Origin of the sequence: Streptomyces sp. SID13031, assembly GCF_010548305.1 — a bacterium.
In the GTDB taxonomy this organism is placed as follows: domain Bacteria; phylum Actinomycetota; class Actinomycetes; order Propionibacteriales; family Kribbellaceae; genus Kribbella.
In genome coordinates this window covers 82,487-97,217 of sequence record NZ_JAAGLV010000021.1, presented here as the reverse complement: position 1 = coordinate 97,217, position 14,731 = coordinate 82,487, and the positions used below count along the sequence as shown (strand labels likewise).

Genomic DNA, 14,731 nt, shown 5'->3' with positions numbered 1-14,731 from the left:
GTCAGAAGCGGAGGTGCGCCGCCGAGACCTGGTTGAGGTGGATCAGGAGGTCGTACGAAGGAGCGAGGCGGATCGGCAGCTCGGGGGTGGGGTAGCCGGTGCCGATGTCGCGCGTCGGCCGGCGTACGTCGAGCCAGTCGCGGGTGTTGCCGGGCAGGCGCCGCAGGTCGATCAGGTAGTCGCGGTACGGCACCTTGTCGAGGGTGTACTCGTTGCTGCCCTTCGCCGCCGGCGGCACGGTGAAGACGCGGAGCTGACCGTCAGCGGTGTTGTGGGAGTTGAAGGACCCGTGGTCGAAGGACGTCCCGACCGTCACGTAGTCACGACCGAACTGCTCGCGGAGGAACTGCCCCTGAGTCTTCGGATAATCGGCCGGCGACCCGGCTTCGAGGGCGATATGGCCGTTGTGCGCCGACAGCACGACCTTGGCCCTGGTGGTGCGGGCCCACCACGCGGTGTTGGCCGCCATCGACTCGTCCCGGAAGTACATCGCCTTCGGCGTCACCTTCGGGTCCGTGATGTCGAACGAGTAGAACTTCGCCACCTGCCAGATCGCCCGGGCATGCTGCGCCGCCCAGGTCCGCTCGGGGCTCGCGGGCAACGACTCGACCAGTACTACGGCCCGCTGGGCGCCCGCCGCGAGCTTGACCCGCTCGGCGAGCGGCTTGGTGAAGTACGCCGCGGACCAGGCGGCGTACTCGGAATCGGAGCGAATACCGGCGTACAGGCTCTTGATCTCGGGCAGCAGCGCCGGGCTGGTCTTGCCGACATAGCTGGTGACGCGGTCGAGCAGGGCTGGGCTCGCGTAGCCGAGGTCATCGCCGACGAAGTGGAGCTTGCGGGCGTGGGTGCGGTTGTAGGAGCGCATCCACTCGATCAGGTCGAGGTACTCCTGCACGTTCCAGAATTTGTACGCGTCCTGGAACTCGCGCCGCATGATCTCGCGCGGATCGCCCACCCCGCTGACGATGTACCGGTCGAGCTCGAGCCCGGTGCTCCACGGGGCTTCGAGGGCGAACGTCGTGAAGCCCTTCTCCTCCACCAGCGAGCGGAAGATCTTGTGCTTCAGCGTGAGGAACTCGCTCGAGCTGTGCGTCGCCTCGCCGAGCCCGACGATGCGCGCGTCACCGACCATCGCGGCGAGCGGCGTCAGGTCACGCAGGCTGCTCGTCGCAGCGGTACTACGAATCGGGTGCGCCGCCGCGGTCAGCGCAGGCACTGGGTTGACCTGTGTGGGTGCCGCGGTCGCGGTCACCGTCGACAGTGGCAACGCCGCCGCGACAAGCAGGGCCGGGAGCGCCAGGAGCCGCTTCATCAAAGTCCTCCGGAGAGTTGGAATCGAGTAGTTCCAACCCTGTCCGGATCAACCCGCCCGGCCCATCCCGCAGTCACCCCAACCGGAGTAGCGCCTGCACTACTTTCAGAGCTTCTGGAGCGCGGTGCGTATACCCTCTTCGGCCTCGTCGCCGAGCTTCTTGAACTGCGATTTGAAGAGCGGCTCGATCAGCCGGGTGACGCCTTTGAACTCGAACTCGGCGCGATACGTCACCTCGGTGCCGCCGTCGTCGGTGCTGCGGAAGGACATCGTGTCGAGGGCGCTGACGGTCTTGTTCTCGCCGCGGAGCTGGAAGACCCGACCCGCCTCACGCTGCTGCACGACGTACTCGAGCTCGGTCTCCCGGCCCGCGAACGAGGACTTGTTCTGGTACTTCGTCCCCGGCCCGCCGTCGCCTTCCACCTTCACCGTCGACACCGTGCCGGGATCCCACTCGGTGGTGGTCTCGAAGTCAGACAGGTAGGCGAAGACGCTCTCGACGGACTTCTCCACGGTGACAACGCGCTCGATGGTGATCACGCTCGCCACGCTACCGGTCAGCCCAACCCGAAGTTATCCACCGACCCGGCGATCGGCCTGCCGGGCAAGCTCGCTGAAGAAAGCCCGGTACCGCGGCTCGTCGGCGGTCTCGATCTCGACCTTGGTCAGCAGGTGCTGGGCGCCCGTCAAACCCGCGTACAGCGGCTCGTCCAGCTCCTTGATGTTGCCGAAGTGCAACCGCGTCAGCCCACCCTTGCGGGTCTCCGCCCGCACCTTCACCCACTTCACCGGCGCCCGGTACGACCCGATGATCCGATTCCGCATGAACACCTCGAGGATCCCGTGCTCCACCTGCAGATGGACGTCGGCGTGGGCAAAGATGAGCGGCTCCATGACCTGAAACCTAGCTGGTACGGCGAGCGGTCAACGCCAGGATCTCAGGGATCGCCACGTCCCAGGTGGGTTCGGGGAGTTCGTGGCCGGCGCCGGGGAGGATCAGCAGCCGGGCACCCGGTACTTCGCGGGCGAGCGCCTCGCCGTGGGCGGGTGGGAAGAGCGGGTCCTCGGTGCCGTGGAGGACCAGGGCCGGTACTGCGATCTCGCGGAGGCGGTGGCGGATCGAGTCGCCGCCGTCGAGCGTCCAGTGGTTCGCCCCCGAGTCGGGGTTGATGGTCCGGGCCAGCGCCTTGGCGTAGAGCGCGCGCCGGGCGGGCTCGTCGTACGGGAGTGAACCGGCGTAGAGGCGGTCGCTCTTGATCAGCTCGTCGAGGGCGCTCTCGGTGTCGGACCAGCCGGTCGGCGGTGTGTCCTCGGAGAAGCTGGCACGGATCTTGTCGGTCGGTGGTGGCAGGTCCGGTCCGCCGGGGCTGGTCGCGATCATGGTGACGGAGGCAACCCGGTCGGGGTGCTCGACGGCGAGTTGCTGCGCGATACCTCCGCCCATCGAGATACCGACGAGGTGTGCCTTGCCGATCCCCAGTGCGTCGAGGATGCCGATCGGGTCGGCGACCAGGTCCGCTCCGGTGTACTCCGGTTTGCCCGGCGCGTAGCTGGTCGACTGGCCGGTGTCGCGGTGGTCGTAGCGGATCACGTACCGCGGGCCGGCCGCGAGGCGCTCGCAGAACGCGGGCTCCCAGTGGTCCATCGACGCGGAAGCCCCGTGGATCAGCAGGATCGCTGGGTCCACGGGGGATCCGAAGGTGTCGACGCACAACTCGACGCCGTTGACGTTGAGCAAGTCGGTCATGCCCCGACAGTACTGACCGAGGAGGCCGGGCGATGGGAGTCGGCTTGAGCTGAGTTGCCGGCGTGCAGAGCCAGGGCGAAGGCGACGACCGCGAGGGTGCTGGTGATGGCGCGCAGGTTGTTGGCGGGGTTCCACTTGGCCAGGTAGTTCAGCCATTCCGCGGCACCGGCCGCGGTGTTCGGGTCGACGGCGGCGAGCTGGTCGTTCAGCGGGATGTTGACGGCGAAGCTGACCACGATGACGCCGACCAGGTAGAGGAGCGAGCCGGCCAGCAGCCACCACTTGCCCGGGCTGTCCTTGACGAAGCCGAGGATCGCGAGCGCCACGCAGACCAGCGCGGTGCCGCAGAAGACCAGCAGGAACAGCGGGTTCTGGATCCTGACGTTGATCAGGTTCATCGCGGTGGCGCCCTGGCCGGCCGGCATCCGTTGCAGTGAGCTCATCACCGAGGTACCGAAGGCGAAGAACAGGCCGCCCATCAACGCACTGCCGACGAGTCCCACGAGGATGAGGATCTTGGTCAGGTTCATGCGGACCACACTCCGGTCTGCGCGGTCTCCCGCGCCCAGTCTGCGAAGTCGCGAGGGGCCCGGCCGAGAATCTGCTGGACGCCCTCCGACACGTACTCCGAACGATGATTGCGGATCACCGCGAACAGATCGCGGACCGCCTCCGCGTCCTCCAGCGGCTGCCCGTAGCCGACGAGCTCGGCAACGAACTGCTCCTGCTCCAGGTCGACGTACCTGATCGGGCGGCCGCTGACCGCCGACAGTTCGGCGGCGACCTCGGCCATCGTCAGCGTGCGCGGCCCGGACAGCGAGTAGGCCTCGCCGGTGTGCCGCTCGTCGAGCAGTACCGCCGTCATCACGTCGCCGATGTCGTTGGTGTCGATCCACGCCTCGCCGCCGTTGCCGGCCGCCACCCGGATCTCGCCGCCGAGCACGTAGTCGAGCAGGAAGTCCTCGCTGAAGTTCTGGGCGAACCAGGCGGGCCGGACGATGGTCCAGTCCGCGCCGCTGTCCCGGACAGCGTTCTCGAGTTCGACGCTGCTCTCGTAGACCGCGAAGTCGCGACCCGGGCTGCCGACGCCACGGCCGGACAGCAGAACTACCCGGCGCAGCCCCTCGGCCGCCGCCTGCTTGATGAACTCGCCGGCCCGGGTGAGCCCGGTCGGGCCGACGGGCGGCGCGAGGTAGGCCGTGTCGATGCCGGCGACGGTCGGCGACCAGGTGGTCTCGTCGTACCAGTCGAAGCGCTGCTCGCTCGACCGGGAGGCCAGCTGGTAGGGGACGCCACGGGCGTCGAGTTGCTCTGCGACGCGGCGGCCGGTCTTGCCTTTGCCGCCGATGATCAGGATCGGTGTCGTTGTTGTCATGGCTTAAGTTCATCGCGGCTGGATGAGACAAACCATGGCTGTCTGGCGCAATTCGATGTCTGAGCGTCTCACTGGTGGGGTAGGCTTCTGGATATGGACGTCCTCGATGATCTGCTCGCCGGCACCCGTGCGCGGGGCGGCGTGTTCAACCTGACGATCCTGGATCCGCCGTGGGGCCTGCACATCGTCGACGAGGCGCCACTCGCGCTCGCGACGCTCGTTCGCGGTTCGGCGTGGATCATCCGCGCCGGGCAGGCGCCGGTCCGGATGGAGGAGCGCGACGTCGCCGTCCTGTCCGGCCCGGAGCCGTACGTCGTCGCCGACCAGCCGGACACCGAGCCGAACCTGCGGATCCACCCCTTCGGCATCTGCGAACCGTTGCCTGGGGCCCCTATTGACTACAGCGCCCGGCTCGGCGTCCGGACCTACGGCGCCCGGCCGGACGGTGAAGCGATGGTTGTCAGCGGCACCTATCAGCTCGAGGGCGACGTCAGCCGCCGACTGCTCGCCGCTCTCCCATCTGTACTGGTGGTGCCGGCCGCGGACGTCGCGGGGCCCGTGATGGACATGGTGCTCGGCGAGATCCAGCGGGATGAACCGGGTCAGCAGTCCGTACTCGACCGATGGCTCGACCTCGCGCTGATCACCACCTTGCGCGCGTGGTTCGCTCGGCCCGAGTCGCACGCGCCGGGGTGGTACCAGGCGCAGAGCGATCCGGTGGTCGGGCTCGCGCTGCGGCTGCTGCACGAGGAGCCGGCGCATCCGTGGAGTGTCGTCGAGCTGGCCGATCGCACCGGGGTTTCGAGGGCGAGCCTGGCCAGGCGGTTCACCGGGCTGGTCGGTGAGGCGCCGATGGCCTACCTGACCGGCTGGCGGATCGCGCTGGCCGCGGACCTGTTGCGCGAGACGACGGACACGGTCGAGTCGATCGCGCGCAAGGTCGGTTACGCCAACGCGTTCGCTTTGAGCGTCGCCTTCAAACGCGTCCGCGGCACCAGCCCGACGGCCCATCGCCGGTCGAGCACAGCGGCCTGACTGGGCGGCTCAGCGGTCGAGGATCCAGGCCAGGTCGGTCGACGGGAGGTAAGGCTCGAAGACCGGCGGCTCGGCGATGCGGTTCCAGAGGTCGCCAGTGGATCGCGATGGCAGGTATGCGTTCGCGAAGGCGCCGTGGTCCACGCTCACCAAGGTGGCCGGCACGGTTCTCACCCGGCCACGGAAGCGGTCTTGGGAGCGGAGTACGGATTCTGCGGTGGCCAGCAGGGCGGGCAGCTTCGACGGGGTCGCGTACGCCGTCCGCAGCTGTCGTCGGTAGGTCTCGAAGCCTGACCAGCCGGCCTGGAGGGTTCGGTCGAATTCGAGCGGCTGGACGCCCTCGACGTACGGGATCTGGGTGCTGATCAGGTGTTTGACCGCCCAACTCTCCGGCGGCACCTGGCCTGCGTCGACGAACAGACGGTCAGCGAGGACGAAGGTGGGCGCCAGCGGGCGAGGGCTCGGATCCGACCGGTCGGCCTTGCGGTAGTCCGTGTACGTCGTTGAGCGGTCAGCGTAGTTCGGGATCAGGTGCACGATTCCCGTCCGCAGCAGCGGTTCTGCGGCGAGGATGCGACGGCCGAGCGCGGTCAGATTCGGCGTGTGGATGCCGAGATGCATCTCGGTGTAGTTGCGCTGGCGCTCGCGGTCGAGAGTCATCGGGTCGTCCAGCGGCGCCTGGTTGCTGCTCGACAGCAGCAGGGGGTGGAACTCCCCCGGCCGATGGTCGGGCAGGACGAGAGTGTCGACGATCAGGCGCGTGCGTTCGAGCAGCCAGGCCTCGTTGTCGGCAGGCATCGACCGGGGTGGTGGGGCGGGGAAGGAATTGAGCACGGAGACGGCGAAGCGCGCTCCTTGCCGCCAGCGCAACCCGTCGGGGCCGGTGATGAACCGCTTCGCGTACTCCTTGGCGACCAGCTCCGGGGTGGGGGCGGTCCGCCGGAAGAAGCGGTTCATCCGGCGGCTCAGCCCAGCGTTGCGGGTATGCCCCTGTGCCATGGCTTCAGGCGGTGGTGGCGTCGATGAACGCGAGCGCCTGCGGCCAGGAGACCTGGAAGGCGTCGGCGTTCACCGCCTTGTCCTGCCTGGATCGATCGGTGAAACCATGGTCTGCGCCCGGGTAGAAGTGGGTGATCGTCGCGCCGACATCCCTGCTCTGCAACGCAGTCTGCAGCGCCTCGAAGTCAGCGACCGGTACTGCCGCGTCGGCGCCCGGGTAGACGATCATCACCGGCGCGGTGATCCCGGTCGAGTCCGCGATCGCGTCGTGTGTCTGGTTCGGCCGGAGCTCCGACGGCACCGTCGGGTGGAAGCCGACCACGTTCGCGAGCCGGTGATCCCTTGCCGCCAGCAACAAGACGAACCGGCCACCGAGGCACCAGCCGATCGAGCCCACCTTGGTGCAGCCGAGCTCGCCGCGCAGATGGTCCAGCAACGCGACCTGCTCGGCGAGGGCGGTGTCGTCGTCCAGTCCGAGGAGCAGGGCCACCCGCTCGTCTTGTGTCGAGTTGTCGGTACTACGTCCCTTGAACGGATCCCAGACCAGCGCAGTGATCCCCCGCCCGGCGAGCTCGTCGGCCCAGGCCCGGAGCTGCTCGCCGATCCCGGTGATCATCGGCAGCAACAGCATTCCCGGCCCGGCCTCAGCACCCACCGGTCGCGCGAGATACGCCCCCAGCTCCCCCACCTGAACCTGACCCGCCTCGATTTCAGTCACGAACGGGAGGCTAGCTGACGATCAGGCCTGGTTGGCCTTGAGCATCCGCTGGCCCGCCACGTTGACCAGGACGAAGATGATCGCCGAGAAGATCAGCAGGGCGACCTGGGCCGGGAGCACGGCCACACCGACACCGATGGCGAGTACCGGGACCGCGAGTCCGGCGTACGCGATCAGGAAGAGTGCGGCGAGCACCTCACCGCGCGAACCCGAGTCGGCCAGCGAGGCCGCGGTCGCGACGGCGCCGCGGAAGACGAGACCGACGCCGGCACCGGCGATCACGCCACCGATGACGAACAGCCACAGGTTGGGAATCAGGCCGCCGACGGCGATCCCGACCAGGCCGACCGACATGAGGACCAGGCCGAGGCGCAGCTGCTGCGGGCGGCTGAACCGCACGAACACCACCTGGCTGCCCGCTCCCGCGACGAAGACCGCGAACGTCACGACACCGGCCAGCAGCCGCGAGGTGTGGTGCAGGGTGCCGGCCAGGAACGTCGGCGCGAGCGAGGTGAACAGCCCGAAGATTGCGAACGCCGCGAACGCTCCGACGGCCGACGCGAAGAACTGCGGCTTCGCGGCACTCGGCAGCGCGACCCGCTGCGGCCGGTACGCCGGACGCTCCTCCAGCCGCTCGACCGTCTCGGGCACCAACGCGATGCCGACGGCGCTCAGCAGCAACAGTACGAGGAACAACTCGTACGGCCGGTCCAGCGGCTTCGACCCGTACTCCGCGAGCAACCCACCGATGAGCGGCCCGAAAGCGAGCCCGCCGAGGTTGACCATCGAGGAGATCAGCGCCGAGTGGCTCGGGTCCTCATCGGGCCGGGAGATCCGTCGCAGCTCGGACAGGTGAGCCGTCGCGGTGGCCGTCAGTACGCCGACGCCGACACCGCTGATGAAGCGGGCGAGCAGCAACCCGGGCACGTCCTGCCAGAGCAGGAAGACCACCGCGGCGAGCGCCTCGACCAGTACTGCGACCAGCGCCACCCGGCGACGGCCGAGCCAGTCGCTGACGTGGCCGGCCAGGTAGAGGCTGACCATCACGCCGACCGCGTAGGCGGCGAAGATGACCGTGATGAGGAAGGTCGGGAAGCCGTCCCGGCGCTGGTAGATGGCGTAGAGCGGCGTCGGAACGGTCGAGAAGGCCATCGTCGTCAAGAAGGCGACGGCGATCACCCAGAAGCCGGCGCCGTGCGCGAACCGGACGGGCGTACCGGCCTTGTCGAGCGCGCGGGGACCGGAAAGAGTTGTCATATCTCTAGGGTGCTCGCTGAGATCTATCGAGTCCAACGAATCTTCTTGCACTGTCTTATCGCCTCTGCCGATAATTGACGGTATGGACAGCAGGCAGCTCGAGTACTTCGTCGCCGTCGCGGAAGAACTGAGCTTCACCCGGGCGGCGCAACGGCTGTTCACTGTGCAGTCGACCGTCTCGGCCGCGATCCGGGCGCTGGAGACCGATCTGAAGACGACCCTGTTCGACCGGTCCACCCGGCGAGTGAAGTTGTCGGACACCGGCGAGGCGCTGCTCCCCGAGGCGAAAGCGGCGCTGGATGCGCTGGATCGGGCGCGCGCCGTGGTCGAGGAGGCGTCGACCGGACTGCGGGGTAGTGTGCGGATCGGCACGATGACGAGGCTCGGCCTGGTGGATCTGGCGTCGCTGCTCGGTTCGTTCTACCAGCGGTACCCGTTGGTCGACGTCCAGGTGACGACCTCGCCGACCGGGTCGAGCGGGCTGGCCGACGACGTACGGCACGGCCGGCTCGACGTGGCACTGGTCGGGTTGAGTCAGCCGGAGCTGACCGGGCTGGAGTCACGCGAGCTGGCGACCGTGCGCTTCGCAGTACTGGTGCCGTCGTCGCATCGGCTGGCCGGGGCGACTGAGGTTCGGTTGACGGATCTGGCCGGTGAGCGGTTCGTGGACATGTTGCGCGGCTTCGGCAACCGGACGGCAGTGGATCGCGCCTTCGACCTGGCCGGGCTGCCTCGGCGGGTTCAGGTGGAGGTACCCGACCTGACCACCGTGCCGGACTACGTGCGCGCGGGGCTCGGGGTGGCGGTCGTACCGGAGATGGAACTGAACGAGACACCCGGCGTGGCCCGGCTGCGGCTGGTGGACGCGGATCTGAGCTGGACGCTGTCCGTGATCACGGTGAGCGGCAAGCGTCCGAGCCGGGCGGTGACCGCGTTGCTAGATTTGTTGATACATCACCAACGCGACGTATTCTTTGAGTAGACACCCAGAGAAACTCCACCTCTTCTCGACGTCCACAGAACTCCGCATCACCACCTCACCCCACCTCCACCGACCCACCCCCTCGCCTCCGCTCGCCCGCCCCTCGCTCGCCCGCCCGCTCACCACTCGCCGACGCCTGAGGGGTTAACCCCCCAGACGGTGGGTTGCCTAGCCAGATCCCGAGGGGGCAACCCACCCATTGGAGGGTTAACCCCTCAGACGTCCGGGGCGCGCTGGCGTCGGGGCGGGTTAGCGTCGGGGGGTGGAGATGTGGGTGGCGGGACAGAGTGGGGTGTTGAAGTTGCCTTCGGGGCGGCTTGTGCGGGGGCGTGGGTTGCGAGACGGGTTGCCTGGCGGGGCGCTGCCGTCGTACGGGGTGTATTTGCTGGGCGAGGAGCCGCCGGCGGTGGAGTGGGAGTCGCGGTGGGTGCGGTGGCCGGACTTTCGGTTGCCGGCTGATGACCGTGAGGCTCGGGAGGCTTTGGTGGAGGTGCTTGCCCGGGCGGCCTCCGAGCGGGTGGAGGTCGCTTGCGAAGGCGGGCGCGGGCGAACCGGTACTGCGCTTGCGTGCCTGGCCGTTCTCGACGGGATCGAGCCGCGCGACGCTGTCGCCTATGTGCGGGCGAACTACCACCCCAAGGCCGTGGAAACGCCGTGGCAGAAGCGCTACGTCAGGAGCTTCGCCAAGTCCTGATCGGTGGTGCCGACCATGAGGGACTGGCCGGGGGCCGCTTGGACGTCGAAGGTCTGATAGGTCAGGGTGAGCCGGCCGGCCACCGGATGGTTGAAGGTCTTGACCTTGCTGCCGAGGCTGTTGACGCCGTGGTCTTTCCAGAACTCCGCGAATTCGTTGCTGCTGGCAATGAGTTCGTCGACGAGGCGGCCGGCCGTGGGGTCGTCGGGTGAGGCCAGGCGGAGCGCTTCGACCGAATCTCTCGCCGTCGTCGGCCAGTCGTCGAAGAGTTCGCGGGCCGCGGGGTCGTGGAAGAGCGAGTGCATCATCGCGTGCGGGTTGGCCAATGGCGCCAGGAGGGCGTCGGCGAGGTTGTTGCAGGCAAGGATGTCCAGGCGGCGATTGATGATGTAGGCAACGGCCGACTCGAAGCTGTCCATCAGTTGCAGGAGTTCCGGGGCGACCTCCTCCGAGTCCGGCTTGTCGGTCCTCGGGGCGAGACCGGCCAGTTGGTAGGCGTACCAGCGGCCGTTCTGCCCGAGGCGGAGGGCGCGCGCGATGGCGTCCACGACCTGACCCGAGGGATTCCGCTCCCGCCCCTGCTCGAGGCGGGTGTAGTAGTCGGCACTCACGCCGGCGAGCACCGCGACCTCCTCCCGCCGGAGCCCGGCAACCCGGCGCGCACCCGACACGGGCAACCCCGCCTCTTCAGGGCTGACCTGCGCGCGGCGTACCCGGAGGAACTCGCCTAAGTCGTTCACACACCCGAGATTAGCTACTGTCTCGTTGGTGGACGAAGAGACTGCTCCGGAGAAGGCGGGCTATCGGCGCTCGGCTGGGTCGGCGCGTGGCGAGGTGCGGCGGCGTGAGTTGCTCGAGCGCGTCACCGACGAGGTCGGGGTCAACGGGCTGGTGGACTTCTCGCTCCGCCGTGCCGCCCGGGCCGCCGGTACGACGCACAAGGTGCTGCTCTACTACTTCGACGGCCCCGAAGACCTGCTCACCCAGGCCGTGCTCCAGCTTCGCGAGCGACGGATCGACCGGAGCCTGACCGCGGCCGGATTGGCCAGCCCTACGCTGTCGGGCCGAGTACTGGCGATCTGGCCGGTACTCGTCGGCGAGGAGTCGTGGGTGCTCGACCAGGCGATCGGGCTCGCGATGTACGACCCCGGCCGGTACGCCGAACTGGCGCGCACCGCGTCGACGCGCTATCTGCCGGCGTTGATCTCGCTCTGCCCGCCGCAGTGGGGGGACGAGCGCAAGTGCGAGGTGTCCGAGTTCGTTCTGGCCACCCTGCGCGGCTTCCTGGTCGAGTGGCGGACGAGCGGCGACGGGCCGGGGATCGAGGCCGGTCTCGCAGCGTTGGGGCGGGCCCTCGATCACGAGGAGGCCACCGTCTAGCGGATTTTGTCTGGCGGAGTTGTCTGGCGGAGTTTGTCTGGACAGCTTGCGAACCAGGTGGTTCACTTCTGGCATCGAGAGACTCTTGCCAGAGGTGGGGTGCGCCATGGAACGCGAGAAGGTGCGGTTCGTCAGCGGGGATGCCGAGTGTGCGGCCTGGTACTACCCCGGGACCAACTGGATCCAGGCGATCGCCGCCCGGTCCGCTCTCCGCGTCACGCTCTACCGGCGACCAAGCCCCCAACGCCCAACTCCTCCGCCTCCCCGGCGGCCACTACGCTCCTTTCCTGGAACAACACGAAGCCGCCGTCGGGGCCGAACTCGCCTTCCTGAACAAGCACCTCGTAGCCGTCAACCGGCAAGCGGCATGAACGAGGTCGCGCTCTCCGCGGGCACCATCGAGTACGACGACCTCGGCGCCGGCTCACCGATCGTCCTGCTCCACGGGCTGCTGATGGACAGCACGCTCTGGGACGGCCCGGTCGCCGAACTGGCGAGCAACCACCGCTGCGTAGTACCGACGCTGCCGCTGGGAGCGCATCGGCGGGCGATGAACGCTGATGCCGACCTGTCGTTGCCTGGCGTCGCGCGGTTGGTCGAGGAGTTCCTCGAGCGCCTCGGGCTCGAGGACGTCACGCTCGTCGGCAACGACACCGGCGGGGCGCTCGTCCAGCTGTTGATCGATTCGCCGCGGATCGGGCGGATCGTGCTCGTGTCGTGCGAGGCCTTCGACAACCTGCCACCCGGGTTGACCGGGAGGACGCTTGCGGTGGTGGGCAAGCTGTCGCCTGGGTTGCTCGGTGTCTTCCTGCAGCAGTTGCGGTTGAAGGCAGTGCGGCGGTTGCCGATCACCTTCGGGTGGCTGACCAAGCGGGGGGACGCGGCTACCGCGCGGTGGGTGCGACCGTTGCTGCGACAACCGGAGATCCGGCGGGACGTAGTACGGGTACTACGCGCTGCCTTTGCCGATCGGAGGCTGCTGGTCAAAGCGGCTGAGCGGTTGCCGTTGTTTGATCGGCCTGCGCTGGTGGTGTGGGCCGGCGAGGATCGGGTGATGCCGGTTGAGCATGGGCGGCGGCTCGCTGAGTTGTTGCCGCGCGGGCGGTATGTCGAGGTGGGCGACTCGTACACGCTGGTACCGCTCGACCAGCCGGCGCTGCTCGGGCAGCTGATCAAGGAGTTCGCGAAGGGGTAGGTGGGTGCGGCGCACCTAGGAAGACTCGGTCTGCCTGGTCGGGCTGCGACGCGGCATGCTCGGGGTATGGAGAAGCGGGTGACCCGATGGGTCGAGGACTACGTGAAGGCTTGGCGCAGTGGCGATGCGTCGGACATCGGGGCGCTGTTCGCGCCGGCGGCGGAGTATCACGAGTGGCCTTATGCCACCGACTGGATCGGCCGGGACGCGATCGTCGAGGGGTGGCTCAGCCGGCAGGACTGGCAGGCGGGTGGATGGGAATTCGAGTGGTCGATCCTGACGATCACCGGCGATACGGCGGCGATCGGTGGTACCGGGGTGTATCGCGAGCTCGGGACGTTCTCGAACCTGTGGACGGTGACGCTCGACCAGCGCGGCAAGTGCGTGATGTTCCGGATGTGGAACAACGAGATCGCCGGCTGACGCGGCGTGGCCTGGGGATATCCCGTTGACGCGTGCGCGGCTGATCGCGTTTGCTCGGGAGGGTGACGATCGAGCGCAGCAATCCCCCGGCCCTGCACGCGACTCCCGGCTACCACCACGTGACGAAGATCCGCGCTGACGAGCTCGTGATGCTGGCGGGGCAGTGCCCGCTGCAGCCGTCGGGTGAGCTGGCCAAGGGTGGACTGACCGGCCAGACCGAGCAGGTGATCCAGAACATCCTGGTCGCGCTCGACGCGGCCGGCGCCACCCCCACGGACGTCGTACGGACGGTCATCTACGTGGCCAGCCCGGTCCGCGAGCAGCTCAGCGCAGTCTGGACGCAGCTCAACGAGTCGCCGCTCGCGCCGGCCTTCACCAGCGCCAGCACCCTCCTCGGCGTCGCCCAACTCGGCTTCCCCGGCCAACTGGTCGAGATCGACGTCACCGCGGCCTTGTGATCCCGCCCGCCGAAGTCGTCCCGTACGACGATCGCTGGCCCGCCTGGTTCGACGAGCTCCGGGCGTCCCTCGACCGACTGCTCGCTGGGCTGCCCGCAGAGATCGAGCACGTCGGGAGTACCGCAGTACCGGGTCTTGCCGCCAAACCCATCATCGATGTCGACGTGGTCGTGCCGACCGCCGAGCAGGTACCCACGGCAGTCGCCGCCCTGGCAGCCGGCGGCTACGAGCATGAAGGCGACCTCGGCATCGCCGGCCGGGAGGCATTCCGGATGCCGGTTGACGCGGTCCGCTATCACCACCTGTACGTCGTTGTCGCAGGCAACAAGGCGCACCGGGATCACCTCGTACTGCGGGATCGTCTGCGGACCGACCCCGAGGCGCTGGCCCGGTACGCCGAGCTCAAGCGGGAGCTGGCGCCGCTGCTGCGGGTCGACCGCTCCGCCTACGTCGACGGCAAGGGCGCGTTGATCGAGGAACTGCTCAGCTGATCGGCCCAGTGTCCGGATGGTGGTGCAGGTGCCGGCCGAGGTGCTCCGCGGGAGTTTCTTCCGGGGTACGCCGGGGTCGATCACGCCGCTCGGGGAGGACGTCTGCGAGTTCCGGCTCAGCGCCGGCTCCCCCGTCCTGCTGATCCAGTACGTCGCCGCAGTGGTTGCCCTTGGCATCGATTACACCCTGGAGGCCAGCGCGGAGGTTGCCGAGCTGATGCGGACCGTGGGCGGGCGGCTGGCCTCGGCCTAGGCCGTGATCAGGCCCAGGCCGAGGGTGATGACGCCGGCCGCGAGGGACAGGGCGCCCAGGCCGAGGATCCAGATGAACTGGTTCGGCTTGGTTCGGTCCTTGCCTGCTGACGAGGCGAAGAAGCCGCCTGACATCAGGATCGCCGCGACCGGGATGCCGAGCCGGCCGAGCCAGAGGAAGAAGCCGTTGAGACCGGTCTGATCGACGTACAGCAGACCGACCAGGCCCAGGATGACCAGCACGCCGGCGTGACCGTGACCAGCCCGCGCGAACGACTTCTGGAACTCCGTCATCGGGATGTCTCCGCGGACGATCTTGGTCAGGAACCAGCCACCGAACTGGATCGTGACGATGGTGAGCAGGATCGCTCCGGCGATGATCCGGGACGCGTCGCTCAGTTCCATGGGTG

General features: G+C 68.3%; 20 protein-coding genes. 9 read left to right on the top strand and 11 right to left on the bottom strand.

What is annotated here, in order from left to right; translation table 11 throughout:
• Nucleotide 1: 1 nt before the first annotated feature.
• From G3I17_RS32980 to G3I17_RS32955, 6 genes are all read right to left on the bottom strand, one after another.
• On the bottom strand, nt 2–1,315 hold the full coding sequence (locus tag G3I17_RS32980; protein ID WP_164601983.1) for an erythromycin esterase family protein: 1,314 nt from the start codon (nt 1,313–1,315) through the stop codon (nt 2–4).
• A gap of 105 nt (nt 1,316–1,420) precedes the next feature.
• A complete protein-coding gene (locus G3I17_RS32975; RefSeq protein WP_203591089.1) occupies nt 1,421–1,855 on the bottom strand; it encodes an SRPBCC family protein in 435 nt (144 codons plus the stop codon).
• Between the two features lie 33 nt (nt 1,856–1,888).
• Entirely contained in the window at nt 1,889–2,209 is a 321-nt protein-coding gene (locus tag G3I17_RS32970; RefSeq protein WP_164601981.1) for a hypothetical protein, read from the bottom strand.
• 10 nt (nt 2,210–2,219) lie between these two features.
• Nucleotides 2,220–3,062, bottom strand: coding sequence for an alpha/beta hydrolase (locus G3I17_RS32965; protein WP_164601979.1), 843 nt, complete (start codon nt 3,060–3,062; stop codon nt 2,220–2,222).
• Nucleotides 3,059–3,592: an anthrone oxygenase family protein gene (locus G3I17_RS32960; RefSeq protein ID WP_164601977.1), complete on the bottom strand. Its 534-nt coding sequence runs from the start codon at nt 3,590–3,592 to the stop codon at nt 3,059–3,061. The genes G3I17_RS32965 and G3I17_RS32960 overlap by 4 nt, the downstream gene beginning before the upstream one ends.
• Nucleotides 3,589–4,437 carry an NAD(P)H-binding protein gene (locus G3I17_RS32955; protein ID WP_164601975.1) on the bottom strand — a complete coding sequence of 283 codons (849 nt, stop codon included), beginning with the start codon at nt 4,435–4,437 and terminating at the stop codon, nt 3,589–3,591. The genes G3I17_RS32960 and G3I17_RS32955 overlap by 4 nt, the downstream gene beginning before the upstream one ends.
• A 93-nt stretch (nt 4,438–4,530) precedes the next feature.
• On the opposite strand from G3I17_RS32955, the gene G3I17_RS32950 reads away from it, so the two are divergent.
• Entirely contained in the window at nt 4,531–5,472 is a 942-nt protein-coding gene (locus tag G3I17_RS32950; protein ID WP_164601973.1) for an AraC family transcriptional regulator, read from the top strand.
• A gap of 9 nt (nt 5,473–5,481) precedes the next feature.
• Here G3I17_RS32950 and G3I17_RS32945 read toward each other — a convergent pair whose 3' ends face one another.
• From G3I17_RS32945 to G3I17_RS32935, 3 genes are read right to left on the bottom strand one after another with little or no spacing between them, the layout of a single operon-like run.
• Nucleotides 5,482–6,471 (bottom strand): hypothetical protein, encoded by a 990-nt coding sequence (locus tag G3I17_RS32945; protein ID WP_164601971.1) that lies wholly within the window; start codon nt 6,469–6,471, stop codon nt 5,482–5,484.
• 4 nt (nt 6,472–6,475) lie between these two features.
• Nucleotides 6,476–7,189, bottom strand: coding sequence for a dienelactone hydrolase family protein (locus G3I17_RS32940; RefSeq protein WP_164601969.1), 714 nt, complete (start codon nt 7,187–7,189; stop codon nt 6,476–6,478).
• A 21-nt stretch (nt 7,190–7,210) separates the two neighbouring features.
• Nucleotides 7,211–8,446, bottom strand: a complete 1,236-nt coding sequence (locus G3I17_RS32935; protein ID WP_164601967.1) for an MFS transporter — start codon at nt 8,444–8,446, stop codon at nt 7,211–7,213.
• Nucleotides 8,447–8,528: 82 nt separating this feature from the next.
• Between G3I17_RS32935 and G3I17_RS32930 the strand changes: the two genes are divergently transcribed.
• Both G3I17_RS32930 and G3I17_RS32925 read left to right on the top strand, forming a co-directional pair.
• Entirely contained in the window at nt 8,529–9,428 is a 900-nt protein-coding gene (locus G3I17_RS32930; RefSeq protein ID WP_164601964.1) for a LysR family transcriptional regulator, read from the top strand.
• A gap of 268 nt (nt 9,429–9,696) precedes the next feature.
• Nucleotides 9,697–10,122 (top strand): protein-tyrosine phosphatase family protein, encoded by a 426-nt coding sequence (locus G3I17_RS32925; RefSeq protein WP_164602116.1) that lies wholly within the window; start codon nt 9,697–9,699, stop codon nt 10,120–10,122.
• Here G3I17_RS32925 and G3I17_RS32920 read toward each other — a convergent pair.
• Nucleotides 10,095–10,862 (bottom strand): helix-turn-helix transcriptional regulator, encoded by a 768-nt coding sequence (locus G3I17_RS32920; RefSeq protein ID WP_164601961.1) that lies wholly within the window; start codon nt 10,860–10,862, stop codon nt 10,095–10,097. The genes G3I17_RS32925 and G3I17_RS32920 overlap by 28 nt on opposite strands.
• 28 nt (nt 10,863–10,890) lie before the next feature.
• Between G3I17_RS32920 and G3I17_RS32915 the strand changes: the two genes are divergently transcribed.
• From G3I17_RS32915 to G3I17_RS32890, 6 genes are all read left to right on the top strand, one after another.
• Nucleotides 10,891–11,502 (top strand): TetR/AcrR family transcriptional regulator, encoded by a 612-nt coding sequence (locus tag G3I17_RS32915; RefSeq protein WP_239063149.1) that lies wholly within the window; start codon nt 10,891–10,893, stop codon nt 11,500–11,502.
• A gap of 367 nt (nt 11,503–11,869) precedes the next feature.
• Nucleotides 11,870–12,697 (top strand): alpha/beta hydrolase, encoded by an 828-nt coding sequence (locus G3I17_RS32910; RefSeq protein ID WP_164601957.1) that lies wholly within the window; start codon nt 11,870–11,872, stop codon nt 12,695–12,697.
• A 66-nt stretch (nt 12,698–12,763) separates the two neighbouring features.
• On the top strand, nt 12,764–13,120 hold the full coding sequence (locus G3I17_RS32905) for a nuclear transport factor 2 family protein (RefSeq protein ID WP_164601955.1): 357 nt from the start codon (nt 12,764–12,766) through the stop codon (nt 13,118–13,120).
• A gap of 50 nt (nt 13,121–13,170) precedes the next feature.
• On the top strand, nt 13,171–13,578 hold the full coding sequence (locus G3I17_RS32900; RefSeq protein ID WP_164601953.1) for a RidA family protein: 408 nt from the start codon (nt 13,171–13,173) through the stop codon (nt 13,576–13,578).
• On the top strand, nt 13,575–14,069 hold the full coding sequence (locus G3I17_RS32895) for a GrpB family protein (protein WP_164601951.1): 495 nt from the start codon (nt 13,575–13,577) through the stop codon (nt 14,067–14,069). Before G3I17_RS32900 ends, G3I17_RS32895 begins: the two co-directional genes overlap by 4 nt.
• A 16-nt stretch (nt 14,070–14,085) precedes the next feature.
• The gene (locus G3I17_RS32890) at nt 14,086–14,322 is read left to right on the top strand and encodes a hypothetical protein (RefSeq protein WP_164601949.1); all 237 of its coding nucleotides are present in this window, start codon (nt 14,086–14,088) and stop codon (nt 14,320–14,322) included.
• Here G3I17_RS32890 and G3I17_RS32885 read toward each other — a convergent pair.
• Nucleotides 14,319–14,726: a hypothetical protein gene (locus G3I17_RS32885; protein WP_164601946.1), complete on the bottom strand. Its 408-nt coding sequence runs from the start codon at nt 14,724–14,726 to the stop codon at nt 14,319–14,321. The two genes, G3I17_RS32890 and G3I17_RS32885, sit on opposite strands and share 4 nt — an antisense overlap.
• Nucleotides 14,727–14,731: the final 5 nt, after the last annotated feature.

What these genes read in the sequence shown, in the direction of transcription:
- G3I17_RS32980 (WP_164601983.1), bottom strand. Translation starts at nt 1,315, where the DNA reads ATGAAGCGGCTCCTGGCGCTCCCGGCCCTGCTTGTCGCGGCGGCGTTG.
- G3I17_RS32970 (WP_164601981.1), bottom strand. Translation starts at nt 2,209, where the DNA reads ATGGAGCCGCTCATCTTTGCCCACGCCGACGTCCATCTGCAGGTGGAG.
- G3I17_RS32965 (WP_164601979.1), bottom strand. Translation starts at nt 3,062, where the DNA reads ATGACCGACTTGCTCAACGTCAACGGCGTCGAGTTGTGCGTCGACACC.
- G3I17_RS32960 (WP_164601977.1), bottom strand. Translation starts at nt 3,592, where the DNA reads ATGAACCTGACCAAGATCCTCATCCTCGTGGGACTCGTCGGCAGTGCG.
- G3I17_RS32955 (WP_164601975.1), bottom strand. Translation starts at nt 4,437, where the DNA reads ATGACAACAACGACACCGATCCTGATCATCGGCGGCAAAGGCAAGACC.
- G3I17_RS32950 (WP_164601973.1), top strand. Translation starts at nt 4,531, where the DNA reads ATGGACGTCCTCGATGATCTGCTCGCCGGCACCCGTGCGCGGGGCGGC.
- G3I17_RS32945 (WP_164601971.1), bottom strand. Translation starts at nt 6,471, where the DNA reads ATGGCACAGGGGCATACCCGCAACGCTGGGCTGAGCCGCCGGATGAAC.
- G3I17_RS32935 (WP_164601967.1), bottom strand. Translation starts at nt 8,446, where the DNA reads ATGACAACTCTTTCCGGTCCCCGCGCGCTCGACAAGGCCGGTACGCCC.
- G3I17_RS32930 (WP_164601964.1), top strand. Translation starts at nt 8,529, where the DNA reads ATGGACAGCAGGCAGCTCGAGTACTTCGTCGCCGTCGCGGAAGAACTG.
- G3I17_RS32925 (WP_164602116.1), top strand. Translation starts at nt 9,697, where the DNA reads ATGTGGGTGGCGGGACAGAGTGGGGTGTTGAAGTTGCCTTCGGGGCGG.
- G3I17_RS32910 (WP_164601957.1), top strand. Translation starts at nt 11,870, where the DNA reads ATGAACGAGGTCGCGCTCTCCGCGGGCACCATCGAGTACGACGACCTC.
- G3I17_RS32905 (WP_164601955.1), top strand. Translation starts at nt 12,764, where the DNA reads ATGGAGAAGCGGGTGACCCGATGGGTCGAGGACTACGTGAAGGCTTGG.
- G3I17_RS32890 (WP_164601949.1), top strand. Translation starts at nt 14,086, where the DNA reads ATGGTGGTGCAGGTGCCGGCCGAGGTGCTCCGCGGGAGTTTCTTCCGG.
- G3I17_RS32885 (WP_164601946.1), bottom strand. Translation starts at nt 14,726, where the DNA reads ATGGAACTGAGCGACGCGTCCCGGATCATCGCCGGAGCGATCCTGCTC.